This window comes from Mycobacterium sp. Panama NTM2 (genome assembly GCF_054355555.1).
Genome location: NZ_CM135953.1, coordinates 3916283 through 3941139 on the forward strand (window position 1 = coordinate 3916283; position 24857 = coordinate 3941139).

The 24857-nt window shown below is 69.4% G+C and carries 22 protein-coding genes; 11 read left to right on the forward strand and 11 right to left on the reverse strand.

The genetic code is table 11. The annotated features are described in order from the left end of the window. Nucleotides 1-8: 8 nt before the first annotated feature. The 3 genes from ACXYX3_RS18585 to ACXYX3_RS18595 are packed head-to-tail and all read right to left on the reverse strand — an operon-like array spanning nucleotide 9 to nucleotide 4196. Entirely contained in the window at nucleotides 9-1922 is a 1914-nt protein-coding gene (locus ACXYX3_RS18585) for a glycosyltransferase family 39 protein (RefSeq protein WP_458608551.1), read from the reverse strand. A gap of 11 nt (nucleotides 1923-1933) precedes the next feature. Beyond that, nucleotides 1934-3514, reverse strand: coding sequence for a sensor histidine kinase (locus ACXYX3_RS18590; RefSeq protein WP_458608552.1), 1581 nt, complete (start codon nucleotides 3512-3514; stop codon nucleotides 1934-1936). Continuing rightward, on the reverse strand, nucleotides 3492-4196 hold the full coding sequence (locus tag ACXYX3_RS18595; protein WP_335329209.1) for a response regulator transcription factor: 705 nt from the start codon (nucleotides 4194-4196) through the stop codon (nucleotides 3492-3494). Before ACXYX3_RS18595 ends, ACXYX3_RS18590 begins: the two co-directional genes overlap by 23 nt. Before the next feature lie 150 nt (nucleotides 4197-4346). On the opposite strand from ACXYX3_RS18595, the gene ACXYX3_RS18600 reads away from it, so the two are divergent. The 5 genes from ACXYX3_RS18600 to ACXYX3_RS18620 are packed head-to-tail and all read left to right on the forward strand — an operon-like array spanning nucleotide 4347 to nucleotide 9991. Next, a complete protein-coding gene (locus ACXYX3_RS18600; RefSeq protein ID WP_458608553.1) occupies nucleotides 4347-4589 on the forward strand; it encodes a hypothetical protein in 243 nt (80 codons plus the stop codon). A gap of 35 nt (nucleotides 4590-4624) precedes the next feature. Next, nucleotides 4625-5602, forward strand: a complete 978-nt coding sequence (locus ACXYX3_RS18605; RefSeq protein ID WP_458608554.1) for an ABC transporter permease — start codon at nucleotides 4625-4627, stop codon at nucleotides 5600-5602. Continuing rightward, a complete protein-coding gene (locus tag ACXYX3_RS18610; protein WP_458608555.1) occupies nucleotides 5599-6492 on the forward strand; it encodes an ABC transporter permease in 894 nt (297 codons plus the stop codon). Before ACXYX3_RS18605 ends, ACXYX3_RS18610 begins: the two co-directional genes overlap by 4 nt. Beyond that, entirely contained in the window at nucleotides 6489-8312 is a 1824-nt protein-coding gene (locus ACXYX3_RS18615) for a dipeptide ABC transporter ATP-binding protein (RefSeq protein WP_458608556.1), read from the forward strand. The genes ACXYX3_RS18610 and ACXYX3_RS18615 overlap by 4 nt, the downstream gene beginning before the upstream one ends. Nucleotides 8313-8323: 11 nt before the next feature. Continuing rightward, nucleotides 8324-9991, forward strand: coding sequence for an ABC transporter family substrate-binding protein (locus ACXYX3_RS18620; protein WP_458608558.1), 1668 nt, complete (start codon nucleotides 8324-8326; stop codon nucleotides 9989-9991). Here the strand turns inward: ACXYX3_RS18620 and ACXYX3_RS18625 are convergent. Then, nucleotides 9978-11246, reverse strand: a complete 1269-nt coding sequence (locus ACXYX3_RS18625) for an alpha/beta hydrolase (protein WP_458608559.1) — start codon at nucleotides 11244-11246, stop codon at nucleotides 9978-9980. The genes ACXYX3_RS18620 and ACXYX3_RS18625 overlap by 14 nt on opposite strands. Before the next feature lie 122 nt (nucleotides 11247-11368). On the opposite strand from ACXYX3_RS18625, the gene ACXYX3_RS18630 reads away from it, so the two are divergent. Continuing rightward, nucleotides 11369-12592: an acyl-CoA dehydrogenase family protein gene (locus tag ACXYX3_RS18630; protein WP_458608560.1), complete on the forward strand. Its 1224-nt coding sequence runs from the start codon at nucleotides 11369-11371 to the stop codon at nucleotides 12590-12592. Between the two features lie 20 nt (nucleotides 12593-12612). On the opposite strand, the gene ACXYX3_RS18635 is transcribed toward ACXYX3_RS18630, so the two are convergent. Continuing rightward, nucleotides 12613-15270, reverse strand: a complete 2658-nt coding sequence (locus tag ACXYX3_RS18635; protein WP_458608561.1) for an AAA family ATPase — start codon at nucleotides 15268-15270, stop codon at nucleotides 12613-12615. Next, on the reverse strand, nucleotides 15267-16415 hold the full coding sequence (locus ACXYX3_RS18640) for a metallophosphoesterase family protein (protein ID WP_458608562.1): 1149 nt from the start codon (nucleotides 16413-16415) through the stop codon (nucleotides 15267-15269). The genes ACXYX3_RS18635 and ACXYX3_RS18640 overlap by 4 nt, the downstream gene beginning before the upstream one ends. Nucleotides 16416-16531: 116 nt before the next feature. Between ACXYX3_RS18640 and ACXYX3_RS18645 the strand changes: the two genes are divergently transcribed. Next, nucleotides 16532-17038 carry a SixA phosphatase family protein gene (locus ACXYX3_RS18645; protein WP_458608563.1) on the forward strand — a complete coding sequence of 169 codons (507 nt, stop codon included), beginning with the start codon at nucleotides 16532-16534 and terminating at the stop codon, nucleotides 17036-17038. Nucleotides 17039-17113: 75 nt separating this feature from the next. Here ACXYX3_RS18645 and ACXYX3_RS18650 read toward each other — a convergent pair whose 3' ends face one another. Both ACXYX3_RS18650 and ACXYX3_RS18655 read right to left on the reverse strand, forming a co-directional pair. After that, nucleotides 17114-17662: a DUF3558 domain-containing protein gene (locus ACXYX3_RS18650; protein ID WP_458608564.1), complete on the reverse strand. Its 549-nt coding sequence runs from the start codon at nucleotides 17660-17662 to the stop codon at nucleotides 17114-17116. Continuing rightward, nucleotides 17659-18234 (reverse strand): DUF3558 domain-containing protein, encoded by a 576-nt coding sequence (locus tag ACXYX3_RS18655; RefSeq protein ID WP_458608565.1) that lies wholly within the window; start codon nucleotides 18232-18234, stop codon nucleotides 17659-17661. The genes ACXYX3_RS18650 and ACXYX3_RS18655 overlap by 4 nt, the downstream gene beginning before the upstream one ends. 117 nt (nucleotides 18235-18351) lie before the next feature. Here ACXYX3_RS18655 and ACXYX3_RS18660 point away from each other — a divergent pair, with 117 nt between their 5' ends. After that, nucleotides 18352-20079, forward strand: coding sequence for an ABC transporter ATP-binding protein (locus tag ACXYX3_RS18660; RefSeq protein WP_458608566.1), 1728 nt, complete (start codon nucleotides 18352-18354; stop codon nucleotides 20077-20079). Continuing rightward, nucleotides 20076-21977, forward strand: a complete 1902-nt coding sequence (locus tag ACXYX3_RS18665) for an ABC transporter ATP-binding protein (RefSeq protein ID WP_458608567.1) — start codon at nucleotides 20076-20078, stop codon at nucleotides 21975-21977. The genes ACXYX3_RS18660 and ACXYX3_RS18665 overlap by 4 nt, the downstream gene beginning before the upstream one ends. Here ACXYX3_RS18665 and ACXYX3_RS18670 read toward each other — a convergent pair. Next, nucleotides 21974-22543, reverse strand: coding sequence for a hypothetical protein (locus tag ACXYX3_RS18670; protein ID WP_458608568.1), 570 nt, complete (start codon nucleotides 22541-22543; stop codon nucleotides 21974-21976). The two genes, ACXYX3_RS18665 and ACXYX3_RS18670, sit on opposite strands and share 4 nt — an antisense overlap. A gap of 74 nt (nucleotides 22544-22617) precedes the next feature. On the opposite strand from ACXYX3_RS18670, the gene ACXYX3_RS18675 reads away from it, so the two are divergent. Continuing rightward, nucleotides 22618-23475: an AIM24 family protein gene (locus ACXYX3_RS18675; protein ID WP_458608569.1), complete on the forward strand. Its 858-nt coding sequence runs from the start codon at nucleotides 22618-22620 to the stop codon at nucleotides 23473-23475. 5 nt (nucleotides 23476-23480) lie between these two features. On the opposite strand, the gene dtd is transcribed toward ACXYX3_RS18675, so the two are convergent. Together dtd and ACXYX3_RS18685 are read right to left on the reverse strand one after the other, a co-directional pair. Then, the gene (gene dtd, locus ACXYX3_RS18680) at nucleotides 23481-23912 is read right to left on the reverse strand and encodes a D-aminoacyl-tRNA deacylase (RefSeq protein WP_458608570.1); all 432 of its coding nucleotides are present in this window, start codon (nucleotides 23910-23912) and stop codon (nucleotides 23481-23483) included. A gap of 2 nt (nucleotides 23913-23914) precedes the next feature. Continuing rightward, nucleotides 23915-24556, reverse strand: coding sequence for a DUF305 domain-containing protein (locus ACXYX3_RS18685; protein ID WP_458608571.1), 642 nt, complete (start codon nucleotides 24554-24556; stop codon nucleotides 23915-23917). An 86-nt stretch (nucleotides 24557-24642) separates the two neighbouring features. On the opposite strand from ACXYX3_RS18685, the gene ACXYX3_RS18690 reads away from it, so the two are divergent. Further along, complete coding sequence (locus ACXYX3_RS18690; RefSeq protein ID WP_458608572.1) at nucleotides 24643-24849, forward strand: heavy-metal-associated domain-containing protein; 207 nt, start codon at nucleotides 24643-24645, stop codon at nucleotides 24847-24849. The last annotated feature ends 8 nt before the right edge of the window (nucleotides 24850-24857 follow it).

Here is a 24857-nt window from a genome sequence, read left to right on the forward strand (position 1 = left end):
GGCCCGAGCTATGTGCCGGCTGTGACTGATGTCAGGTCGTAGATCACCGTGCCGTCGACGGTGTCCGCCACGAAGTTCGCGGCCACCCAGTCGCGGATCGCCACGGACTCCTGCGAGCCGCTGGCGGGGACCCGGCCCATCGTCATCATCCGACCGGCGACGAAGTAGTGGATGCGCCCGGCAGCGACGTCGTCGACGAATTGCGCCAGCGTCGGCGCCGGATCGGTGCCGTTGAATCCGCCGATCGCCATCACCGGTGCACCGATGGCGAGCTGATATCCCGCGGCGTTGTTCGATCCGACAACGGCTGCCGCCCAGGTGAATCGGTCGGCGTCGGCGGCGAGCACCCTGGTGAGCTCCGGCCGCGGTGACGGTGCACTCAGCAGACCGCCACCGGGGCCGCCGCCGAAGAAGCCGCCACCCGGGAAACCACCCGATCGCGCCGGCCCGACCGACGGAATGGCACCCGTGTGGGGGGTCGCGACGGTCGCCAGCGTGTAGGCGGCTGGCCCGGTCAGGCAGCACACGAGGGCGAGGCCGCCGATGGTCCGCGCCACCCGGGGCCCCAGCCGCGCGTTGACGACGATCAGTGCCGCGGCCGCCACTCCACCGACCACGATCGCGACGCGCAGCCACGGCATCCAGTCGGGGGTGCGGGTCAGCAGCTGCGCGGCCAGGAACACCGTCACCACCGTCGTCGCCGCCAGCGCGCTCGCCGCGCGCGGATCAGTTCGGTTGCGCCACAGTGCAGATGCGCCGATGCCGACGGTGGCGGCGATCGCGGGTGCCAGCGCCACGGTGTAGTACGGGTGCACGATGCCGTTCATGAAGCTGAACACGACGGCGGTGACCGCGAGCCAGCCGCCCCACAGCACGAGCGCGGCCCGCGTGGCATCGGTGCGGGGTGCGCGGCGGGTCAGCACCAACCCGGCGACGGTGCAGACAAGTGCAGCGACCAGCAGCCAGCCGATGTCGGCGCCCATCGAGAAGCCGAACAATCGACCCCAGCCGACGTCGTGGTTGAGGTTGCCCAGCCCGCCGGGCTCGTTACCGGTGAGTCTGCCGAAACCGTTGTAGCCCAACGTCAATTCGAGAATGCTGTTGTGCTGCGAGCCGCCGATGTAGGGTCGCTCATCGGGCGGCCAGAGTTCGACGAGCGCGAGGTACCAGCCGGCCGAGACCACGACCGCAGCCCCGGCGATGCCGAGGTCGAGCACTCTCCGGCGCAGCGGCGGCGACCCGGCCATCAGATAGGCGGCGGCGAACGCCGGCAGCACCAGCAGCGCCTGCAGCATCTTGGCGAGGAACCCGAATCCCATGGCCACGCCCGCCGCGACCAGCCACCACCGGCCGGCGTCTTTCTCGCAGGCGCGCTGGGTGCAGTAGGCACCGAGCACCAGCATCAACACCAGCAACGCATCCGGGTTGTTGAACCGGAACATCAGCGCGGCCACCGGTGTCAGGGCGAGAATCCAGCCGGCCAGCAGAGCTGCGCCGGGGCCGGCGGCGCGGCGCACCGACGCGTAGAGCACGCCGACGGCGGCCACCCCCATCAGTGCCTGAGGCGCCAGCATGCTCCACGGCGAGAAGCCGAAGACCCGCGCGGAAAGGTCCATCACCCACAGCGCGGCGGGTGTCTTGTCGACGGTGATCGCGTTGGCGGCGTCGCTGGAACCGAACAGCATCGCGGTCGCGTCGCTCGAGCCGGCCTGCACCGCGGCGGCGTAGAAGGAGTTGGCCCATCCCGAGGCGCCGAGGTTCCACAGATACAGCACGGCCGTGCTGACGAGGAGCACCAGCAACCCCGGCGAGCAGACGCGAACTCGAGCCGACACGCCGTGAAAAAGTCCAGTTCGCGTCTGCTCGCCGGGGTTCGGCGCAGCCTCGGGCCCCGACGTCAACACGCTCACCCGTTCGATCATCTTCGGCCCCGCTAGGCGCCCGATTGGTCTCCGCTGTGCCTTGGCTGTAAATCCACAGGAAGAGTCACGACGAACTCGGTGCGCCCGGGGATGCTGCGCACCACGATGGTCCCGTCGTGGGCCCGCACCACGGCGGCCACGATCGCCAGCCCGAGACCGGTGCTGCCCCCGCGGCGCGACCGCGAGGAATCGCCACGCGCGAAGCGCTCGAAGACTTCTGGCTGCAGGGAAGCCGGGATGCCCGGGCCGTCGTCGACGACGGTCAGCACCACGTCATCGGCTGTCGCTACCAGCGACGTCGTGACGGTGGTGCCCGCTGGCGTGTGAATGCGCGCGTTGGCCAGCAGGTTCGCCAGCACCTGGTGCAGCCTGGCCTCGTCGCCCGGCACCGCGACCGGTTCGTCGGGCAGGTCGAGCTCCCACTCGTGGTCGGGCCCGGCGACGTGGGCGTCGCTGACCGCGTCGACGACCAGTCGGGTCAGGTCGACGGGCTCGCGCTCGAGCGGGCGGCCCGCGTCCAGCCGGGCGAGCAGCAGCATGTCCTCGACGAGGCGGGTCATGCGCTCGGTCTCGGACTCCACGCGGTTCATCGCGTGCGCGACGTCGTCGGGCAGCTCGGCGCGCCTGCGCTGCGCGAGCTCGGTGTACCCGCGGATCGCGGCGAGCGGGGTGCGCAGCTCGTGGCTCGCGTCGGCGACGAACTGGCGGATCCGGGTTTCGCTGGCGTGGCGCGCCGACAGCGCGCCCGCGATCCTGTCGAGCATCCGGTTCAGCGCCGAGCCGAGCCGTCCCACCTCCGTGTGCGCGGCGGCCGGGTCGACCGCGACGATCGGGGTCGGCAGGTCGACCTCGCCGCGGTCGAGCTCGAGGTCGGCCACCTCGCGCGCCGCCGACGCCACCCGGGACAGGGGCGCCAGTTGCCGTCGGACGATCGCGATGCCCGCGAAGGCGGCCGCGATCAACGCGAGCACGGCAGCGACGCAGAACATGGCTAGGACCCACAGCAGGGTGTCGTCGACCACGGACAGCGGCAGCCCGGTGACGATCGTCTGAGACCCGGCGCGGCGATCGTGCAGCCCGATGACACGGTAGCGACCCAAGCCGTCGAGAGTGACCGTGCGCGGCGTGCGATCGGGCGGCACGACGGCCAACTGCGCGGCGGCCGCGTCGGTGACCGTCGAGCGCGAACCGTCTGCGGTGATGACCCCGGCGTCGATACCGCGCCCGGGCGTGACGACGGCGCCGACGGTGCGGGTGGCCTGGCCGGGCGCGTTGAGGAAGCCGGGGCCGGGACCGGCCTCGGGGTCGAACCGCCGGCGGTCCTCCCAGCCCGGAGTGCCCGGCGTGAACACCGGCGGGGGCAGATCGAAGATCGCCGCCGAGCGCCGACCGGCCTCGACGAGTTGTTCGTCGAGTTGGTGGGACAGGAACCGCTGCAGCGCGAATTCGGTGGCGGCCCCGATGCCGGCGATGACGACGGCCAGCAGCACCATCTGGGTGACGATCAGCCGTACGCGCAGCGACCAGGTCCGAGGTGCGAGAACACTGCCCCGCGTGGCGGTCTGCCCGTCAGCGCGCGGGCTTGAGGACATACCCGGCGCCGCGCAGCGTGTGGATCATCGGCTCCCGGCCACTGTCGATCTTCTTGCGCAGATACGAGACGTACAGCTCGACGATGTTCGACCGTCCACCGAAGTCGTAGCTCCACACCCGGTCCAGGATCTGTGCCTTGCTCAGCACCCGCTTGGCATTGCGCATCATGAACCGCAGCAGTTCGAACTCCGTGGCGGTCAGCGTGATCGGCTCGCCCGCGCGGGTGACCTCGTGACTGTCCTCGTCGAGCACCAGATCGCCGACCACGATCGTCGCTCCGGCCGCCTCCGTGCTGACCCCGGTGCGACGCAGCAGCGCCCGCAACCGCAAGACGACCTCTTCGATGCTGAACGGTTTGGTGACGTAGTCGTCGCCGCCGGCGGTCAGTCCGGCGATGCGGTCCTCCACCGAATCCTTGGCGGTGAGCAGCAGCAGCGGCAGGCCCGGGATCTGCTCTCGCAGCCGGTGCAGGACGTCCAGACCGCTCATGTCGGGCAGCATCACGTCGAGGACGACCACATCCGGTGGGTTGTCGCGCGCCGTCGCGATCGCGGTGGCGCCGTCGCCGGCGGTCGAGATCTCCCACCCCTCGTAACGCAGCGCCATGGACACCAGCTCGGCCAGCACCGGTTCGTCGTCGACGACGAGCACGTGCACCGGGCTTCCGTCGGCGCGGCGCATCATCACCCGCGCGGCGTCGATGTCGCTGGTCGATGAGGTCACGCGCTCCATTATGGGCGCCGTCCGTGGGGCGCGGCTGTGCCGAAGCTATGCGCCTGCTGTGAAGCGAACACACAGCCGGCACTCATCTGAACCGGTCATCCTGGACCCATGACCGAATCAGCAGCCGCCCTCGACGACGGAGCGTGGGCGACCCCCGAGCCCGAGCCTCGTCGGCGGCGAGTCCGCGAGATCGCGGCCGCGGTCGCGATCGCGGCGGTGATCGGCGGGGTGGGCGGCGCGGCGATCCATGCCGCGCGCGGTGGCGGGCACCACCCGGGACCGTTCATGGTCGACATGTCGCACCCCGGCGCGCCGGAGGGCCGCCCTGTCGGAGGCCCCGCGATCCCATAGCCTGTGCGAGTGCAGCACCGAGGCGGACCCGCCGGATGACCCGCTTCCTGACGCGGCGGCTGCTCAACTACCTGGTGTTGCTGGCGCTGGCCTCTTTCCTGGCGTTCACCCTGACCTCGCTGACGTTCCATCCGCTGGACAGCCTGCTCGAACGCAGCCCCCGCCCGCCGCAGGCCGTCATCGACGCCAAAGCCGCGGAACTGGGCCTCGATCAACCGATCCCGGTCCGGTACGCCCACTGGGTGTCCGGGGCGGTGCGCGGCGATTTCGGCACCACCGTGACGGGCCAGCCGGTGACCGACGAGTTGTGGCGCCGGGTCGGGGTGAGCCTGCGGCTGGTGATCATCGGCTCGGTGCTCGGCACGATCATCGGAGTCGTCGTGGGCGCGTGGGGCGCCGTCCGGCAGTACCGGCTGTCCGACCGCGTGATCACCATGGTGTCACTGCTCATCATCAGCGCCCCGACGTTCGTGGTGGCCAACCTGCTGATCCTGGCTGCGTTGAAGGTCAACTCGGTGCTCGGCGTGCAGCTGTTCGAGTACACCGGCGAGACCTCGACCGACGCGGTCGGCGGCGGCTGGAACCAGTTCGTGGACCGGCTGCAGCATCTGGTGCTGCCGACCGCGACGCTGGCGCTGGCCTCGATCGCGGGTTTCAGCCGCTACCAACGCAATGCGATGCTCGACGTGCTGGGCCAGGACTTCATCCGCACCGCCAGGGCCAAGGGATTGACGCGGCGCCAGGCACTGTTCCGGCACGGGTTGCGCACGGCGCTGATCCCGATGGCGACGCTGTTCGCCTACGGCATCAGCGGTCTGGTGACCGGCGCAGTGTTCGTCGAGAAGATCTTCGGCTGGCACGGCATGGGTGAGTGGTTCGTGCAGGGCATCGCCGCCCAGGACACCAACATCGTGGTCGCCTTCACGGTGTTCTCCGGCACGACGATCCTGCTGGGCGGTCTGCTCTCCGACGTGCTCTACGCCGCCCTCGACCCCCGGGTGCGTGCCTCGTGACCACACAGGACTTCGTGTCACGGCGCACCCTGGTGTGGCGTCGCTTCCGGAGCAACCGGCCCGCGATGGTGTCGGTCGTGGTGCTGATCGTGCTGTTCGTGAGCTGCTGGGCGTTGCCGCCGCTGCTGCCCTACTCCTACACCGACCTGGACTACTACGCGCTGCAGCAGCCGCCGTCGCCGCAGCACTGGTTCGGCACCAACGCGCTCGGCCAGGACCTGCTGGCCCAGACGCTGCGGGGGATGCAGAAATCGATGGTGATCGGTGTCTGTGTGGCCGTGATCTCCACGCTCGTGGCTGCGACCGTCGGCGCCGTCGCGGGATACTTCGGCGGCTGGCGCGACACCGTGCTGATGTGGTTCGTCGACTTGCTGCTCGTGGTGCCGGGGTTCATCCTGATCGCGATCGTGACGCCGAGCACGCGGGGCGCCGGAACGGTGCTGTGGCTGATCGTGCTGCTGGCCGCGTTCAGCTGGATGATCAGCTCCCGCATGGTGCGTGGCCTGGCGATGAGCCTGCGTGATCGCGAATTCGTCGCCGCCGCACGCTACATGGGGGTCAGCAACACGCGGATCATCGCCCGCCACATCGTGCCGAACGTCGCGTCCATCCTGATCATCGACACCACGCTCAACGTCGGCGTCGCGATCCTCGCCGAGACCGGCCTGAGCTTCCTCGGTTTCGGCGTGCAGCCGCCCGACGTGTCACTCGGCACGCTGATCGCGGCGGGCACCGGCTCGGTGACGACGTTCCCGTGGGTGTTCCTGTTCCCCGCAGGCGTGCTGGTGGTGATCGTGTTGTGCGCCAACCTCATCGGAGACGGCCTGCGCGACGCGCTGGATCCGGGCGCGCGCCCGGCCGGACGGCTCCGTCTGAGGTCACGCCGATGACCCTGCTACAGGTACGGGACCTGACCGTCACCTTCCCCACCGACACCGAACGGGTGGCCGCGGTGCGCGGCCTGGACTACGACGTCGCCGCCGGTGAGGTCGTGGCGCTGGTCGGTGAATCGGGGGCGGGCAAGTCAGCAGGCGCGATGGCCGTGGTCGGCCTGCTGCCCGAGTACGCCGAGGTGTCCGGGTCGGTGCGCTTGCACGGCTCCGAGTTGCTCACCGGATCCGATGCGGAGATGTCGCGCATCCGCGGCGCGAGGATCGGCACCGTCTTCCAGGACCCGATGTCGTCGCTGATCCCGGTCTACACGGTCGGCGACCAGATCGCCGAGGCGATCCGCATCCACCGCCGCGACGTGAGCCGCCACGCCGCCCGCGCCCGCGCGGTGGAACTGCTCGAATTAGTCGGCATCGCGCAGCCCGCCCAGCGGGCGGCGGCGTTCCCCCATGAACTCTCCGGCGGGGAGCGCCAGCGGGTGGTGATCGCGATCGCGATCGCCAACGATCCGGACCTGCTGATCTGCGACGAACCCACGACCGCGCTCGACGTGACCGTCCAGGCGCAGATCCTCGAGGTGCTTCGCACCGCGCGCGACGTCACCGGCGCGGGCGTGCTGATCATCACCCACGACCTCGGCGTCGTCGCCGAGTTCGCCGACCGCGCACTGGTCATGTACGCCGGCCGCGCCGTCGAGACCGCGCCGGTCGCAGACCTCTACGCCCGACGCCGAATGCCTTACACCGCAGGCCTTTTGGGGTCGGTGCCACGACTGGATGCCCCGCAGGGCGCTCGGCTGGTGCCGATCCCGGGCGCTCCTCCGTCACTGTCCACACTGCCCCCCGGGTGCCCGTTCACCCCGCGCTGCCCGCTGGCCGTCGCGGAATGCAGCGCGGCCGAACCGGAGCTGACCCCTGTCGGGCCGGACCACACCGTCGCGTGCATCCGGCACGAGGAGGTCACCGGCCGCAGCGCGGCCGACATCTTTCGCGTCAGCACCGGGTCGCCCGGCGCGACCGACCCCGAGGCGCCGGTCGTCGTGTCGGTGCGCGGTCTGGTGAAGACGTTCCCGCTGACCAAGGGCGTGGTGTTGCGGCGCCGGGTCGGCGAGGTCCGTGCTGTCGACGGTGTCGACCTGACGGTGCGGCAAGGCCGCACGCTCGGCATCGTCGGCGAATCCGGCTCGGGAAAATCGACCACTCTGCACCAGATCCTGGGGTTGACCGCGCCGCAGCAGGGCAGCATCGAGGTGCTCGGCGCCGACGTCGCGTCACTGGACCGCCGGGCACGCCGCGCACTGCGCGGCGATCTGCAGGTGGTGTTCCAGGATCCGGTCGCCTCCCTGGATCCGCGACTGCCGGTGTCCGAAGTTCTCGCAGAGCCTTTGCAGGCCAACGGCTCTGACAAGAGTGCAATCGCCGACCGGGTGGCCGAGTTGCTGACGCTCGTCGGCTTGCGTCGCGAGGACGCCGCCCGCTATCCGGCAGAATTCTCCGGCGGACAGAAGCAGCGCATCGGCATCGCCCGCGCGCTGGCGCTGCACCCGAAGATCCTGGCGCTCGACGAACCCGTGTCGGCGCTCGACGTGTCGATCCAGGCCGGCATCATCAATCTGCTTCTCGACCTTCAGGACCGCTTCGGGCTGGCATACCTGTTCGTCTCGCACGACCTTTCGGTGGTCAAACACCTGGCCCACGACGTCGCGGTGATGCACCGCGGCCGGATCGTCGAGCAGGGCACCAGCGAGGATGTCTTCGGCAACCCTCGCGACGAGTACACGCGGCGATTGCTGGCCGCGGTTCCGCGCCCGCCCGGTTAGAGTCTGTCCGCATGAACCTCCTGCTGCGTCTGCTCTGTCTCGGGTTCGTCGGCATCCTGGTGCTCACCGGATGCTCGGGTTCGCAGGAACCGGCCCCGTCGGCGGGCGGCAGCGCCGAGCTGGGCGGCACCGCCGACATCAACCCGCAGGACCCCACCACGCTGCAGCAGGGCGGCACGCTGCGGCTGGCGCTGACCGGCTTCCCGGCCAACTTCAACAACCTGCACATCGACGGCAACCTGGGCGAGATCGGCGCGATGTACAAGACGATGCTGCCGCGCGCGTTCTTCATCAAGCCCAACGGGGAGATGACCGTCAACAGCGACTACTTCACCAACGTGGAGTTGACGGGTACCGATCCGCAGGTGGTCACCTACACGATCAACCCGAAAGCGGTGTGGAGCAACGGCAGGCCGATCACGTGGGAGGACATCGCGGCGCAGGTGAACGCGACCAGCGGTAAGGACAAGCGGTACCTGTTCGCGTCCCCCAACGGTGCAGAGCGTGTCGGCTCCGTCACCAAGGGTGTCGACGACCGGCAGGCGATCGTCACCTTCGCCAAGCATTACGCCGACTGGAAAGGCCTGTTCGCGGGTAACGGCATGCTGTTCCCGAAAGAGATGACCGGTACGCCGGAAGCGTTCAACACCGGCTTCCGGGACGGCCCGCCGCCCACCGCGGGCCCGTTCATCATCACCAACATCGACCGCGGCGCCCAACGGATCACGTTGGGCCGCAACCCGAAATGGTGGGGCACTCCCCCGCTGCTGGATTCCATCAGCTACACCGTGCTGGACGACGCGGCCCGCATCCCTGCGCTGCTGAACAACTCGATCGACGCCAGCGGTGTCGCCACACTCGACGAGCTGAAAACCACCCGCTCCGCGCCGGGCATCGCGATGCGCCGTGCCCCGTCCGCGCAGTGGTACCACATGACGTTCAACGGGGCGCCCGGCTCGATCCTCGCCGATCCGAAGCTGCGGATGGCCGTCGCCAAGGGCATCGACCGGCAGGCCATCGTCACCGTCGCCCAGAACGGCCTCGTCGACAAGCCCGTCCCGCTGAACAACCACATCTATCTGGCCGGCCAGGAGGGCTACCAGGACAACAGCATTCCCTTCGACCCAGAAGCCGCCAAGAGAGAACTCGACGCGCTGGGCTGGCGGCAGAACGGCCAGTTCCGGGAGAAGGACGGCCGACGGTTGACCATCCGCGACGTGTACTACGACGCGCAGAGCACGGGTCAGATCGGGCAGATCGCGCAGAACAACCTCTCCCAGATCGGTGTCGACCTGCAGCTGGTGCCCGCCGCAGGCGGCAAGCTGTTCACCGAATTCGTCACCCCCGGCAACTTCGACATCGTCCAATTCGCCTGGGGCGGCGATGCTTTCGCCTTGTCCAGCCTCACCCAGGCATATGCGTCTGCCGGCGAGAGCAACTACGGCAAGATCGGCAGCCCCGAGATCGACGCCAAGATCGACCAGACGCTGTCCGAGCTGGACCCGGCCAAGGCCCGCACCCTGGCCAACGAGCTGGACACGATGATCTGGCAGGAAGTGCACAGCCTGCCGCTGTTCCAAGCCGCCGGCAACGTCGCGGTCCGGGCCACACTGGCCAACTACGGCCCCGCCGGCATCGGTGACCTGAACTACAGCGCGATCGGCTTCATGAAGCAGTGACCTGCCGGACCGCGCGCGGCAGCACGTCGGGCACCGTGCCCTCCGCGCGGGCGGCCAGTCGGATCGCGCCGACCAGCAGCCGGATCGTCAGGTTGGCCGGCAGCGCATCCAGTCCCGTTCCGCGCGAGGCCAGTTCGGCCATCTGACCGGCGGCGGCCGCCCGGCACACCTGCAGTGCGGCGTGCTCGCGGGTGTCGAGCATGCTGTGCCCGGCGGTGGGGAGGTCGACGAGCACCGCGTCGGGAATGAGGCCGGCGACCCGCTGGGCGATCCCCGGGGGCGTGGTGAGGTCGCGACCGCCGGAGAGCACCGCGGTCGGCCACCGGAAGTGCGGCATCGCCGAGGCCAGATCGTAGGGCTCGGCGACGAATTCGACGTCCCCGAGCGCCATCTCGCGCAGCGCGACAGCCGGGTCCAGGGGAAGGCCGTCTGGCTCGGCACCGTAGTTCAACTCGCGGTAGGCGATGCGCTCGACGAGGTCGGGCTCGTGTTGATAGGGCGTCTTGCGTTCCAGCAGGTTGCGCTCACCGAAGCCGACGGCCGCCCACAGCCAGTCGTGTCCGGTGAGCAGGAGGTCCAGTTGCCGGCACAGCACCTCCGGACCGGCGACGCCGTACACGTCTCCGATGAGCTGCGCGTCCTTGCTCGTCACCACGCCGCCCTGCACCAGCCGGCGCACCTTGGCCGCCAACTCCGCCGTCCCCGGTTCGGTCCCGTCCCACAGGACGCGGCGCGTCTGGGCTCGCACCTCGGCGATGTCGCCGGCCGACAGCAGTGGAGAGTCCAGCACCATCGCGTGCACGCGCTCCGGGTGGGATACGCCCAGACCGGCGGCCAGGTAAGTGCCGTAGGAGGCGCCGTAGACGATGGCTTTGTCGACGTGGGCGTCGTCGAGCACCGCGGCGAGGTCGTCGACGACGGCGCGGATCGTCAGCGCTTCGGGGGGCAGATCGTGGCCGGCGTCGTCGTGCCGGGACAGCCCGACACCCCGGTGCTCGACCATGATCACGTCCAGCCCGGCGAGCGCCGCACGCCGGCGAAATGAGCGGTACAGGGCGACCGACGCGGCCCCCGGACCGCCCGGGATGATCAGCAACGGATGCGTCGACTTACGCCCGGTACGCACGTAATACACGTCGAACTCGCCGGTGCCGCCGTGTGCGCCGTTCGCCTCTGTCGGCCGCCGGACCGGCCGCACGCCCGGCAGCGCGGCCAGCTTGGCGTGCGTGCGCCGCCGCTTGGCGTTCATCGTCATCAGGGCCCATTGTGCCCCCGGCGCTCAGGGCCGGCCATTCCGGCTGCGGTTCGGGTCGAGGTTCGGTTCGAGCTGAGCGAAAGCAGTGGCATACCGATCGCGCATCGGTACACATCACGGTCATGACCTCCGTCGATCACCTCACCGCCCTGCTGCCCGACTCCGAGGACTTCGCCGCGCTGCTGCGCGACATCGCCGCCGGCGCCGCCGACCGCGACCGCCACGACGAGAACCCCGTCGACCAGGTGGCGGCCCTGAAGCGGGCCGGCTTCGGCACACTGCGGCTGCCCGCGTCATTCGGCGGCCCCGGACTGACGGTGCCGCAACTGTTCTCGGCCGTCATCGACGTGGCGCGTGCCGACCCGATCGTGGCGCACATCTTCCGGACGCACTTCTGGTTCGTGGAGGAGAGACTGCGCACCCACCATGACGGCGCCGATCCGCGTTCGGCAGCGTGGCTCTCGACGGTGGCCCGAGGCAAGACCTTCGGCAACGCATTCAGTGAGAAGGGCGCCCAGGCGGTCGGCAGCCTGGTGTTCAACACCCGGCTGCTGCCCGCCGAGGGCGGCTACCGGCTGGACGGGACGAAGTTCTACAGCACCGGCACGCTGTTCTCCGATTACCTGACCGTCACGGCCACCACCGACCACGACTCGGTGGCCACCGTCGTGGTGCCCGCCGACCGGCCCGGTGTGCAGATCATCGACGACTGGGACGGCTTCGGGCAGCGCCGCACCGGTACCGGCACGACCGTGTTCACCGATGTCGCGGTGTCGCAGGACGAGGTGCTCAGCGACACGCCCTACGACGCGGAGCCCCAGCCGACGGTGCAGTACGCCTCGCTGCAGCTGTTCATCCATGCGGTGGTCGCCGGGATCCTGGAGTCGGTGGTCGACGACGGGGTGGCGCTGCTGCGCTCGCGCGAGCGCAGCTTCAGCCACGCGGTGACCGAACGACCCATCGACGACCCGCTGCTGCAGCGCCAGCTCGGTGAGATCGCCAGCACCGCGGCGATCGCCCGGGCGGCGGTGCTGGACGCGGCCGCTGCGATCGGCGCGGCCACCGACTCCTACGGCGAGGATCGCGTGCCCGACGCCGTGCTCGCGACCGAGGCGCAGCTCCAAGTCGCCAAGGTCAAAGTGCACCTGGACGCCGTGGCTCCGGAGGCCGCGACGCGTCTGCTCGAACTCGGCGGGGCCAGCGCGGCGAGCCGCAGCCGCAACCTGGACCGGCACTGGCGCAACATCCGCACGATCACGCTGCACAACCCGGTCGGGCTCAAAGCCCGCGCGATCGGTCAGAACCTGTTGCACGGCACCGCACTTCCGGCCAACGCCTACTTCTGATCGAGTGGTCGAGCGCCCGCTCAGGAGGCCAATTCGATGTGGCGCGCTGACCGCACCCCGGCGTAACGCTGCGGACTGCACGTCAAAATGATCACCTGCCCGTCGCCGGCCACCGCGTCGAACACCTGGGCCATCCGGGTCAGACGATCGGGATCGGTGAAGCCGAGCGCGTCGTCGATCACCACCGGCACGGTGTCGTCCTTGGCGACCAGCGCCGCGCCGGCCAGCCGGGCCACGATGCCCAACTGTTCCTTGGCGCCGCCGGACAACGAGTCGTACGGCACCGTGCGCCCGGACAGCGTCCGGTGCCCGATGCGCAGCTCGCTGTCGACGTCGACCTCGAACGTGTCGCCGAAGACGATGCGCCCCAAGCGTTCCACCTCGCCGCGGAACGGATCGACATAGCGCGATCGCATCGCGTCGCGGTGTCGGCCCATCACGCTGCGCAGCAGTTGTGCCGCGCGCGCCCTGCGCTGCACCCGCTCGTGGTCGGCGGCGGCCCGTTCACGCTCGCTCTCCGCGGCGTCGAGCCGACCCTTGCGGCCCTCGGTGCCGACGACCTTCAGCTGGGCGGCGACGTCGCGCAGCGCCTCGGCCACGTCGTCGCAGCGAGCGACCGCCCCTGCCGCGGCGCGGCGCGCCTCGGCGACCCGCGCGCTGACCACGTCGGGCTGTTGGCTCGCCAGCTCCTGCCTGAGCCCGTCGACTGCGGCCTGCGCCGCGGCAGCCGCCTCGGCGTGGGACTGCACCGTGACGGCCAGCTCGTCGTCGCTGACCGCAGCTCGCGCCTCCGCGAGCCGCTTCTGGGCGGCGGCCAGCTCTTCGGTCATCACTGCGAGCTTCTCCGCCAGCCGCGCCCCGCGCATCTCCCGCTCGGCGAGCAACGCCGCGGCGGCCTCGGCGACCTTGACGTGGGTCTCGCAGTCGCGCAACGCCTGCTGGTGTGCTGCGGTCGCTTCCACCAACTCCAGCCGCTGCGCCTTCGGATCGAGCGGGCTCCCGGCCGAGTCCGCGTCGAACAGCCCGCCGTCGGCGGGCACGCGCGCCTGCACCGCAGCCAACCGGGATCGCAGGATCTCGACGGAGTCGTCGGCGGCGAGCGCCTCGAGCACCGCGGTGATCTGCTTGCTGCTCGCTGCCAGCTCCTGGCGGCGGGTATCGAGTGCCCGCGCCGACTCGAGGTCAGGCGCCCCCACCGCGTGCAGAGCGCGGTCCAGCATCTCTTGCGCACGGTCGAGGGCGGCCTGGGTATCGGCTGCCGTCGCACCCGCGATCACCCGGACCGCGAGCACTCCGGGCAGGTCGATGCCCGTCGTACCCGACACCGACGTCGTCCACGTCTGGCCGGCTGCCAGCGGCACCGGCGCCCCGTCGATCGCGACATCCACATCCGCCGCCGCGACGACCTCGATGCGGGCCGAGGTCTGTTCGACCGCCGCCGCCGCACGCTCGACCGCTGCCGCGGCTTTCTCGAGTCCCGTCATCGACTCCGGGGTCACCGTGATTCGTGCGAGCTCGCGGCGGATGGCGTCGAGTTCACGCTGGTGCCGCTCGATGGTGGCGATGCGCGCGGTGAGCTTGTCCGCCTCCTCCCGGTCGGCGAGCAGTGCCACCGCGGCGTGGGCGGAGTCGACACGGTCCTTGCACCGCTGCAGATCTGCTTTCGCCTTCGCGACGGTGTCATCCGCGGCGACCCGCATCTCGCGGGCGGTGTCCGCATCCTCGGCGGCCGCGTCGGCGTCGGCGCGTAGGCGTGCGACGGCCGCGATCCGGTCGTCGACCTCGGCGCGGGTGCGTCGCCGCTCGGTGAGCGTCGCCAGGGACGCGGCGTGGGTCGATGCGGCTGCCTCCGCGCGGGCCTGTGCCTGCTCGAGCCGGGCCGTCAGCGCCGCCACCGTGTCGGCGGCCTCCTGAGCAGCGGCCAATTCAATTGCTGCACTGTCCTTTTCACACGTCAGCGTCTCGAGATCAGCGGTCAGCGTGACATGCCGGCGGACCGCCTCGTCGACCTCGGCGATCGCCGCGGCGCAGCGGGCCACGTCGTCGTCGGCGGCCGTGAGCCGGTTGATGGCAGCCAGCCACTCTCCGGTGGGCCGGCCGGTGGCGGTGAAGTAGCGCCGGTACTCCTCCTCGACGCGGTCGACCAGCAGGGCATCGGCAGGGCCGGCGCCCGCGGTGGTGTCGTCGTCGACCTCGCCGGCGACGACATCGAGGGCACGCGACAGCGCATCGCATCCCGAGAGCTCGGTCGCCGACGTCGATGCCGCCTGGATCACCCGCTGCGCCTGCCACAGGTCCAGGTCGACCGTCTCGGCGAGGATGGCGCGCACCCGCTCGTGCGCCTCGTCGCCGGTGAGCTGTTCGCGCCGCGGCGCCAGGACAGTCAGCTCGGTTTCGGGCTTTTTGTGGAACCGCTTGCGGTAGACGAATCGGTAAGCGCCGGTAGATATCTCAGCTGTCACCTCGGCACCGACATCGGCGTGGGTGGGCTTGACCTGCTTGACGTCCTTCTTCGTGGAGCGGTCCTTGGCGTCGAGCAGCAGGTCGAGCGCCTCGAGCATCGACGACTTGCCGATCTCGTTGGCTCCGCTGATCACGATCACGCCGCTGTCGGGAAAGGTGATGTCGCGGTGGGTGATTCCGCGATAATTGGTCAGCGTCAGCCGGTGCAGCTTCATGCCGCCCCTCCCTCGGTCAGGCGCAACAGCAGAGCCAGCGCGGCGCGGGCGTCCTCGGCGTCCTCACCGGCGGTGCGAGCCGTGGACACCAGCTCCTGCACCGCAGCGGCGGCGAACCCGCCGATGCCCAGATCGTCGAACTCGCCGTCGGCGGGCATCACCGCGATGTCGGTGTGCCGATCCCACGGGATCAGCGCGGCGAACAGGCGGGCGTAGCGGTCCAGGCACAGATCGAGGGCCGCCTTGTCGGTGACGGTCAACGAGCCGGTCAGACCGAGCCGGATCACCGTGCGGTCCTTGTCCGGCATGAGATCGAGGTTGATGTCGAGGTCCGTGACGTCACGGCTGTCGTCGACGTCGCGGCGCAGTGAGAGGAAGCGCCACGTGCCGACGGGGCGCGGATCGACGCGCACCGGACGGTGCGGGGCCGTCTCGTCGACGTCGACCACCAGTACATGACCCGGCTTCGGCTCGACGTCGTCGAAGTTGGTCACCTCGGGCGACCCCGAGTACCAGATGCGGCCGGACGACCCGACGTCGAACACAGAGTGCTTGTCGCCCAACGCCACATAGTGCACCGCACCGCGTGCGATCGCGCTCTCCACCGGTGCCAGCGCGATCAACGACGGCCGGTCTTTGTCCGGCACCAGGATGTCGACCGCGCCGTGCCCGACGACGATGCGTGTCACCCCGTCGGCGGGCAGCCCGTCGAGCACCTGGCCGACGAGGTCGGTGGTGGGGAACTTCGAGGACCACGGCGCGGCGACCAGCTCCAGACCCGGCCGCACCTCGTGCACCCCGGGGCGATCGAGCACGATGACGTTGTCGGGGCGTTCTGCGGTGAACAGCGCGCTGGTGTACACCGACGCCGCATCGAGCGGATCATGGTTGCCGGGAAGCAGATAGACCGGCACACCGATGCCGCGCATGGCCTCCAGCGACTGGCTGACCTCACGCGGCGCGAGCTGGTTGTGTTCGAACACGTCGCCGGCGACCACCACGAACTCGGCACCGGTCTCGGCCGCCAGCGGCCCCAGCGCGGTGACCGCTGCCCGGCGGGCCGCCGAGTAGCGGGGCTGCGCCTCACCGCTGAGGAAGTGCCGCGTCATGCCGAGCTGCCAGTCAGCGGTGTGCAGGAATCGCATGCGGATGACCGTCCTTTCCTCGTTTCCGGCGGGCTCGTGGCGAGTGCATCGGAAGTCTAGGGCGGGCCGCCGACAAGTCCGGGGATGCGCACCGAGATGGCCTACGGTTATCTCCCATGAGCGACAGAACGCGCACGCTGGTGCTGATGCGGCACGCCAAATCGGACTATCCCGACGGGGTGTCGGATCACCGGCGGCCGCTGGCGCCCCGCGGGCAACGCGAGGCGGAGCTGGCAGGGGAATGGCTCCGCGGCAACGTCGGAGCGGTCGACGCGGTGTTGTGTTCGTCGGCGACGAGGACTCGCCAGACGCTGGAGCGCAGCGGCATCACCGCGCCGGCGACGTTCTCCGATCGGCTCTACGAAGCGAGCCCGGGCATCGTCATCGAGGAGATCAACGGGGTCTCCGGCGACATCGCGACGCTGCTGGTGGTCGGACACGAGCCGGTGATGTCATCGCTGGCACTGAGCCTGGCCACCGAGGAGAGCGCCAACGGCGAAGCCGGGCAGAGGATCTCGGCGAAGTACCCTACGTCGGCGATCGCGGTGCTGCGCGTCGCCGGGCCGTGGGTGGAGCTCGAGGTGGGCGGCGCGGAGCTGGCCGACTTCCACATTCCGCGGTAGCCGCGCCGAGATGGACGAAATGGTTACGTCTACTCGCACTTTCCCGCCCGAACGTCGGTTTGGGCGTACTGAAAGTCAGGCGCGGGTGGCGAGTGTGAGCTCCATCAGCTTGATCGCCATGCCACACGCGTCGATGCCGGGCGCCTGCGGATTGATCCACCAGCCCACCACACCCGCGGCGTCACTGGCCACGCCGCAGGCGCCGTTGGGGTCGTTGGGCCGCATCACGAAGGACTGGATGCCCGCGATCGACCGGTTCTCGATCTGGTAGTTGAGCTGCTGGGCGGTCTTGCGTTCGTTCTCCAGATCACCCTGCTCGTACCAGAACCGCGTGATGTCCACCAGCCCTGCGGGATTGGCCGCCTGCCAGCGGCACACCGCGCCGACGAACGTGCTCTGGATGTCGAGCGGGTCGGCACCGACCGTCTGGGCCAGGATGTCCTGGGTCAGCACGTCGCACTCTTTGAGCAGGTTGGGGTACTGGCGCTCAGAGTTGTTGTTACGGGGCACATCGCCGGCACCCGACTTGGCCGCCGTGCCCTCGACCGTCTGCGTGCACCCGGTCAGCAACACCAGCGCTGTCATACCGGCTACGGCCGCTGTTCGTCCCCGTCGAACGCTCATTTGGAGTTCACAATCGATTGGCGGGTGAGTTCCTTGGCGACATCACACGGGTCCGGGAACGGCTTCTGCGCGTAGCTGATCGACCACTCGATGAAGTCGTCGTCGAAGCCGATGCCGATCTCGCACAGGTTGACACCCAGGATCGGATCCTCGTTGGAGGCGATGAACCCGTCGTGACCCTCGATGTTGATGTCCTCGACGCTGGTGCGCGAGAGCTCCTCGGTCTTGCGCTCGCGCCCGATCGGGCTGCCCCGGAACCACGTGAAGGAGAAGTGCGGGCCGACGATGCTGCCGTTCATCAACCACTGACAGCCCGCGGAGTTCGTCGCGGTGTTGACCAGACCGGGGACCTGTGTCTGCTTCATGATCTCTTCGTCGCTGATGCCTGCGCACTGCGGGAAGAACGGGCCGTGTTTGGCGGCCGCGGACGGCGCATCCGTCGACGGCACCGTCGGCGAGGTGGGCTGGTCTTGCGAACACCCGGCCAGCACCGGAAGCACGGCCGCGGCAGCAACGGCGAGCGCTTTCGCGGGCCGTCGGATTCTGCGGGGGCTGCGGGTCACGCCATGCACTGTAGCGGCAGGGTTTGGGGTCAACCACCGACAGGCCGACTGACCTGGGAATTCACAGTATTCTCAGGTACCGCGCCGGACAGGGGCCCCGATCGCGGGGTGTGCGACAGTAGCGGGATGCTCTGGGGCCTGCTCCGCCGGCACACCCGGCCGTACCGCCCGCTCCTCGCGGTGGTGGCAGCCCTCCAGCTCGTCAGCACCGTGGCCACGCTGTATCTGCCGACGATCAATGCCGCGATCATCGACGACGGGGTCGCCCGGGGGAACCTGCGTCGCATCGTCGAGCTGGGGATGGTGATGCTCGGGGTGACCGCCGGCCAGGTGGTGTGCGCCGTCGGCGCCGTCTACTTCGGGTCACGCGCGAGCATGGGCGTCGGCCGCGATCTGCGGTCGGTGGTCTTCGGCCACGTCACCGGGTTCTCCGCCGAGCAGACCGCGCGGTTCGGCGCACCGTCGCTGCTGACCCGCACCACCAACGACGTCCAGCAAATCCAGCTGTTGGTGCAGCTGACCGCGACGATGCTCATCACCGCGCCGATCATGTGCATCGGCGGCATCGCGATGGCCGTCCACCAGAACGCGGGGCTGTCCTGGCTGCTGCTCATCAGCGTCCCGGTGCTGGCGCTGGCCAACTATTGGATCGTCTCGCATTTGCTGCCCATCTTCCGCCGGCTGCAACGCCTCATCGACGGGATCAACCGGGTGATGCGGGAACAGCTGACGGGTCTGCGGGTGGTGCGCGCGTTCGCGCGCGAGCCCTACGAGCGCACCAGATTCGCCGCGGCCAACACGGCGCTGGCCGACGCCGCACTCGAAGCCGGCCGGTGGCAGGCGTTGATGCTGCCGGTCACCACGCTCGTGATCAACGTCTCGAGCGTGGCGTTGATCTGGTTCGGCGGCCATCGAATCGATGCCGGCCAGATGCAGGTCGGCTCTTTGATCGCGTTCCTGTCGTACTTCATGCAGATCCTCGTCGCGGTGTTGATGGCGACGTTCATCCTGGTGATCATCCCCCGCGCCTCCGCGTGTGCCGAACGCATCACCGAGGTGCTCGCGACACAGCCGACCATCGTCAGCCCGGCCCGGCCGGTGACGCCCGAGCGCATCCGCGGGGAGGTCCGTTTCGAAGGCGCCACCTTCTGCTACGACGGCGCCGACCGCCCGGTGCTGCAGGACATCTCGTTGACAGCCCGGCGGGGGGCGACGACCGCGATCGTCGGCTCGACGGGATCGGGAAAGTCGACGCTGATCTCCCTGGTCTGCCGGCTCTACGACGTGACCGACGGGGCGGTCCTGGTCGACGGTGTCGACGTTCGCGACATGGACATCGAAACACTGTGGGCGGCGATCGGATTGGTGCCGCAGCGCGGGTACCTGTTCGCCGGCACGATCGCCGAGAACCTGCGCTTCGGGCGCTCCGACGCGACCGACGACCAGATGTGGGCGGCGTTGCGCGTCGCGGCCGCCGAGGACTTCGTCGCCGCGCACCCCGACGGTCTGGAGCAGCGCGTCGCCCAGGGCGGCATGAACTTCTCCGGAGGCCAGCGTCAGAGGCTGGCGATCGCGCGCGCCGTCATCCGCGACCCGGCGATCTACCTGTTCGACGACGCGTTCTCTGCGCTCGACGTGCACACCGACGCCACGGTGCGCGCGCGGCTGCGCGAGGTGTCCGTCGACGCCACGGTGATCGTTGTCGCACAACGTATCTCGACGATCGCCGAAGCCGACCACATCGTCGTGGTCGACGACGGCCGCGTCGTCGGCGCCGGCACCCACGACGACCTGATCGCCGGGTGCACGGCCTACCGCGAGTTCGCGGATTCACAGTCGGTCGGGACGCCGTGAGCGGACCGCTGGGCCGCTCGATGCGGATGAACGAACCCCCGCAGGCCCGTTCGAGGAACTTCCGCGCGTCGGCCCTGCGGTTGCTCTCGAGGTTGACGCCTCAGCGGGGCCTGACCGTAGCGGTGATCCTGCTCGGGATCGGCGGCATCGCGGTCGGCGTCGTCGGGCCGCGCATCCTCGGCCACGCCACCGATCTGCTGTTCAACGGTGTGGTGGGCCGGGGGTTGCCCGCCGGGTCGACCAAGGAGCAGGCGATCGACGCGGCCCGCGCGCGTGGTGACACCACCTTCGCCGACCTGCTGTCCGGGATGAACGTGGTCCCGGGCCAGGGCGTCGATTTCGGTGCGGTGGCCCGCACTCTGGCGCTGGCTTTGAGCCTGTACCTGGTTGCGGCGCTGATGGTCTGGCTCCAGGCGCTGCTGCTCAACATCGTGGTGCAGAAGACGATGGTGGCGTTGCGCGCCGACGTGGAGGACAAGATCCACCGGCTGCCGCTGCGATACTTCGACACCCGGCAGCGCGGGGAAGTGCTCAGCCGGGTCACCAACGACATCGACAACCTCGCCCAGTCGTTGTCGATGTCGATCACCCAGTTGCTCACCTCGGTGCTGACCGTGTTCGCCGTGCTGGTAATGATGCTGACGATCTCACCGCTGCTGACGCTGTTCACGGTGGTGACCGTGCCGCTGTCGCTGTGGATCACCCGGTCGATCGCGGGGCGATCCCGGCGCCTGTTCATCGCTCAGTGGACCAACACCGGAAAGCTGAACGCCCACATCGAGGAGACCTACAGCGGCTTCACGGTCGTCACCACCTACGGCCACCGCGCCGCGGCTCAGAGGCAGTTCGCCGAGCTCAACGACGACGTCTACCACGCGAGCTTCGGGGCGCAGTTCCTCTCCGGCCTGGTGTCTCCTGCGACGGTTTTCGTCGGCAACCTCAGCTATGTGGCCGTCGCGGTGGTGGGCGGAATCCAGGTCGCCACCGGCCAGATCACTCTCGGCGGGATCCAGGCGTTCATCCAGTACGTGCGGCAGTTCAACCAGCCGCTGACCCAGATCGCCGGCATGTACAACACACTGCAGTCGGGGATCGCCAGCGCCGAGCGGGTTTTCGAGCTGCTCGACGCCGACGAGGAGCCGCAGGCGCCGGACCGGGAACTGCCGGCCGCGGGATCTCGTAGCGGCCGCGTCGAGTTCCGCGACGTCCGATTCGGTTACCGGCCCGACGCGCCGGTGATCGAGGACCTGAGTCTGGTCGTGGAGCCGGGCACCACGGTCGCGATCGTGGGACCCACCGGGGCCGGCAAGACCACGATGGTGAACCTGCTGATGCGGTTCTACGACGTCGACGCGGGACAGATCCTGCTCGACGGTGTCGACATCACCACCGTCAGCAGGTCCGCGTTGCGCGCCCGCATCGGCATGGTGCTGCAGGACACCTGGCTGTTCGCCGGCACGGTGTACGACAACATCGCCTACGGACGGCCCGATGCCGACCGCGACGAGGTGATCGAGGCCGCCACCGCGGCCTACGTGGACCGCTTTGTCCACACACTGCCCGACGGCTACGAGACCCGCATCGCCGACGGTGGCACGAACATCAGTGCCGGTGAGCGCCAACTGATCACGATCGCGCGGGCAGTCCTGGCCCAGCCTCGGCTCCTCATTCTCGACGAGGCGACGAGCTCGGTGGACACCCGCACCGAAGTGCTGATCCAGCACGCCATGACGTCACTACGCCGGGGTCGCACGAGTTTCCTGATCGCGCATCGACTGTCGACGATCCGTGACGCCGACCTGATCCTGGTGATAGACGCGGGCCGCATCGTCGAGCAGGGCACGCACGACGAGCTGATGGCTCGCCGCGGCGCCTACTGGACGATGATCTCGGCCTAGTCGGTCTGGGTGACCTGCGGCCCCTGCGCCCGCAGGTCGTCGACCTCACGCATCGCGTCGCGCAGCTTGCCGAGCCACTCGTCGGCGTGCTCGCCGACCAGGCGCACCGACCAGGCCAGCGCGTCGGAACGCGACCGTGCCACGCCCGCGTCGACCAGCGTGTCGAGCACCTGGCGCTCGCTTTGACGCAGCCGCGTCATCACCGGAACCGCCATGTGGGTGAAGAGGATTCGCTCGTCACCGACGGTCACACCCCAGGACACCTTGCGCGCGTAGCGCGCCTCGGCTTCGTCGGCGATGTGCATGCGTTCCGCGCGGGTCTGCTCGCGGAAACGTGCGGCCCGTCCGGAGGCGCGGGCCTCGCTCTCGGGGTTGTCGCCGTCGACGTCGGGAAGACGTCCGATGACGGTGATCTCTTCGCGGTCGACGATGACCTCGGGGTCACCGGCGAACCACTCCTCGGGCAGTCGTCCGGCGAACCATTCGGCGGCGTCGCGGGCATCGGGTTGATCGGCCTGTTGCCAGCCTCCGGAGCGGCCGGCTCTCTTGTGTGGATGGTGTCTCATGATTACATAATTACACCGTTACGACCTCACAGGAACGGGGTTCACCGTCGGCGAACGGCACTAGGGTGAGGCGCATGAGCGCACCCGGACCCGGCACGTGGCAGCCCGATCCCGAGGGTCGGTACGACTATCGGTGGCACGACGGGCAGCAGTGGACCGACCAGGTGTCGGCGGGCGGGCAGGTGATGCGGGCGCCGCTCGGCCAGCAGCCACCGCAGGCGCAGGCCCAGATGCAGGCCCAGCCCGTCGGTGACGGCGGATTCGCCGGCATCAGTGGCGATCTCGTCGACGGACGGTTCAGCGAGAAGGAAGCGAAGGCGATCGGCAACCAGAACGCCAAACTGTTGCGCGTTCGCCTGGGCGAGCCGTTCATGGCACGGCAAGGCTCGATGGTCGCCTATCAGGGCAACGTCGACTTCTCGTTCGAAGGCGGCGGCGCCTCCCGCTTCATCAAGAAGGCGCTGACCGGCGAGGGCCTGCCGCTGATGCGCTGCGCCGGGCAGGGCGATGTCTTCCTCGCCGAGCGCGCCTACGACGTCCACCTGCTGAACCTGACGAACTCGGGCCTGTCCATCAGCGGGAAGAATGTGTTGGCGTTCTCGTCGAGCCTCGACTGGAACATCGAACGCGTCAAAGGCGGCAGCATCGCGACCGGCGGCCTGTTCAACACCACGTTGCGCGGAACCGGGTGGGTCGCGCTGACCACCGACGGACCGCCGGTGGTGCTCAACGCCGCAGAAGCGCCCACGTTCGCCGACACCAACGCCGTCGTCGCCTGGTCGGCCAATCTGCAGACCCAGCTGAAGACGAGCTTCAAGGCCGGCGCGCTGATCGGGCGAGGCTCGGGCGAAGCCGTGCAGGTCTCGTTCTACGGCAACGGATTCGTGATCGTGCAGCCGTCGGAAGGGGTGCAGGTCACCACCGCGCAGTGACTGCTCTACAGCTCCAGCATCACGGTGACGGGGCCGTCGTTGACGAGTTCGACGGACATGTCGGCGCCGAACGCACCGGTCTGAACTTCTGCGCCTCCAGCGCGCAGCGCGTCGCAGAACGCATCGACCAGCGGCTCGGCGACCGCACCCGGTGCCGCCGCGTTCCACGTCGGCCGGCGGCCCTTGGTGGTGTTGCCGTACAGCGTGAATTGACTGACGACCAAGATCGGTGCGCCGATGTCGGCCGCAGATCTCTCGTCGTCGAGAATCCGCATTTGCCACAGCTTTTCGGCCAGTTTGACGGCGGTAGCGGCATCGTCGTCGTGGGTGATCCCGACCAGCGCGAGCAACCCCTGCGTCGCGGGTGTGATCTCGCCGACGACCTCCCCCGCGACCGTGACGCGCGCCGAGGTCACCCGCTGGACGAGCACACGCATGCCTAGAGCGATCCGAGGATTTGTTTCATCGTCGCGATCTCGCGCTGCTGGGTGTCGATGATGCTCTGTGCCAGCTGCTTGGCGTCTGCCGCCTCACCGTCGTCGAGTTCCGTCTGCGCCATCCGCACCGCGCCTTCGTGGTGGGCGATCATGCCGGTGAGGAACTGGCGCGCCGCATCGGTGCCCTGAGCCTGCCGCAGCTGGTCGAGCTGCTGGTCGGTCATCATGCCCATGCTGGTCATGTCGTGGCCCTCGTGGTTCATCGGCGGGGCACCCCACTGGGTGAGCCACTGCTGCATGGTCGCGATCTCGGGGCCCTGGGCGGCTTTGATCTGGTTGGCCAGCTCGACGACGCGGGCATCGATGCCCTGCTTACCCAGGATGATGTCGCTCATGACGATCGCCTGCTCGTGGTGGGGCACCATGCCGGCGGCGAAGGACACGTCGGCGTCGTTGTGGTCGGCGGCGGGATCGGCGGCGGGATCGGCGCTGTGCGTCATCGAGCCGTGGTCGTGGCCGTCGTCGCCGTGTGCGCTGGTCGTCGGGCCGGCACTGTCCTGGCCCGTATCGCTACATCCGCTCAGCAGCAGCATCAGCGCAGTCCCGGCGGCCGCCGCCGCGGCCCTGTAGGTCGACATCGTCATGGCTCCCATCAGCGTCGTTGAATACCCTAGGGGGGTATGGTACACATGTCGGGTAGGCGCGTCACACCGCCCCGGAAAGGATTCCCATGAGCACCACCACGATCACTGTCGAGGGTATGACGTGCAGCGGGTGCGCCTCCTCGGTGCGCGCCGAGCTCTCGCAGCTGCCCGGTGTGGCCGACGTCAGCATCGACCTCGCCGGTGGCACGGTGACCATCGCCAGCACCCGGCCCGTTGACCCCGACGCCGTGCGCGCCGCCGTGGAAGAGGCCGGCTACCAGCTGGCGAGCTGATTCGTCAT

Coding starts and splice junctions, on each gene's coding strand:
- ACXYX3_RS18585 (WP_458608551.1), bottom strand. CDS start 1,922: ATGATCGAACGGGTGAGCGTGTTGACGTCGGGGCCCGAGGCTGCGCCG.
- ACXYX3_RS18590 (WP_458608552.1), bottom strand. CDS start 3,514: ATGTCCTCAAGCCCGCGCGCTGACGGGCAGACCGCCACGCGGGGCAGT.
- ACXYX3_RS18595 (WP_335329209.1), bottom strand. CDS start 4,196: ATGCGCCGCGCCGACGGAAGCCCGGTGCACGTGCTCGTCGTCGACGAC.
- ACXYX3_RS18600 (WP_458608553.1), top strand. CDS start 4,347: ATGACCGAATCAGCAGCCGCCCTCGACGACGGAGCGTGGGCGACCCCC.
- ACXYX3_RS18605 (WP_458608554.1), top strand. CDS start 4,625: ATGACCCGCTTCCTGACGCGGCGGCTGCTCAACTACCTGGTGTTGCTG.
- ACXYX3_RS18615 (WP_458608556.1), top strand. CDS start 6,489: ATGACCCTGCTACAGGTACGGGACCTGACCGTCACCTTCCCCACCGAC.
- ACXYX3_RS18620 (WP_458608558.1), top strand. CDS start 8,324: ATGAACCTCCTGCTGCGTCTGCTCTGTCTCGGGTTCGTCGGCATCCTG.
- ACXYX3_RS18625 (WP_458608559.1), bottom strand. CDS start 11,246: ATGACGATGAACGCCAAGCGGCGGCGCACGCACGCCAAGCTGGCCGCG.
- ACXYX3_RS18630 (WP_458608560.1), top strand. CDS start 11,369: ATGACCTCCGTCGATCACCTCACCGCCCTGCTGCCCGACTCCGAGGAC.
- ACXYX3_RS18635 (WP_458608561.1), bottom strand. CDS start 15,270: ATGAAGCTGCACCGGCTGACGCTGACCAATTATCGCGGAATCACCCAC.
- ACXYX3_RS18640 (WP_458608562.1), bottom strand. CDS start 16,415: ATGCGATTCCTGCACACCGCTGACTGGCAGCTCGGCATGACGCGGCAC.
- ACXYX3_RS18645 (WP_458608563.1), top strand. CDS start 16,532: ATGAGCGACAGAACGCGCACGCTGGTGCTGATGCGGCACGCCAAATCG.
- ACXYX3_RS18650 (WP_458608564.1), bottom strand. CDS start 17,662: ATGAGCGTTCGACGGGGACGAACAGCGGCCGTAGCCGGTATGACAGCG.
- ACXYX3_RS18660 (WP_458608566.1), top strand. CDS start 18,352: ATGCTCTGGGGCCTGCTCCGCCGGCACACCCGGCCGTACCGCCCGCTC.
- ACXYX3_RS18670 (WP_458608568.1), bottom strand. CDS start 22,543: ATGAGACACCATCCACACAAGAGAGCCGGCCGCTCCGGAGGCTGGCAA.
- ACXYX3_RS18675 (WP_458608569.1), top strand. CDS start 22,618: ATGAGCGCACCCGGACCCGGCACGTGGCAGCCCGATCCCGAGGGTCGG.
- dtd (WP_458608570.1), bottom strand. CDS start 23,912: ATGCGTGTGCTCGTCCAGCGGGTGACCTCGGCGCGCGTCACGGTCGCG.
- ACXYX3_RS18685 (WP_458608571.1), bottom strand. CDS start 24,556: ATGACGATGTCGACCTACAGGGCCGCGGCGGCGGCCGCCGGGACTGCG.
- ACXYX3_RS18690 (WP_458608572.1), top strand. CDS start 24,643: ATGAGCACCACCACGATCACTGTCGAGGGTATGACGTGCAGCGGGTGC.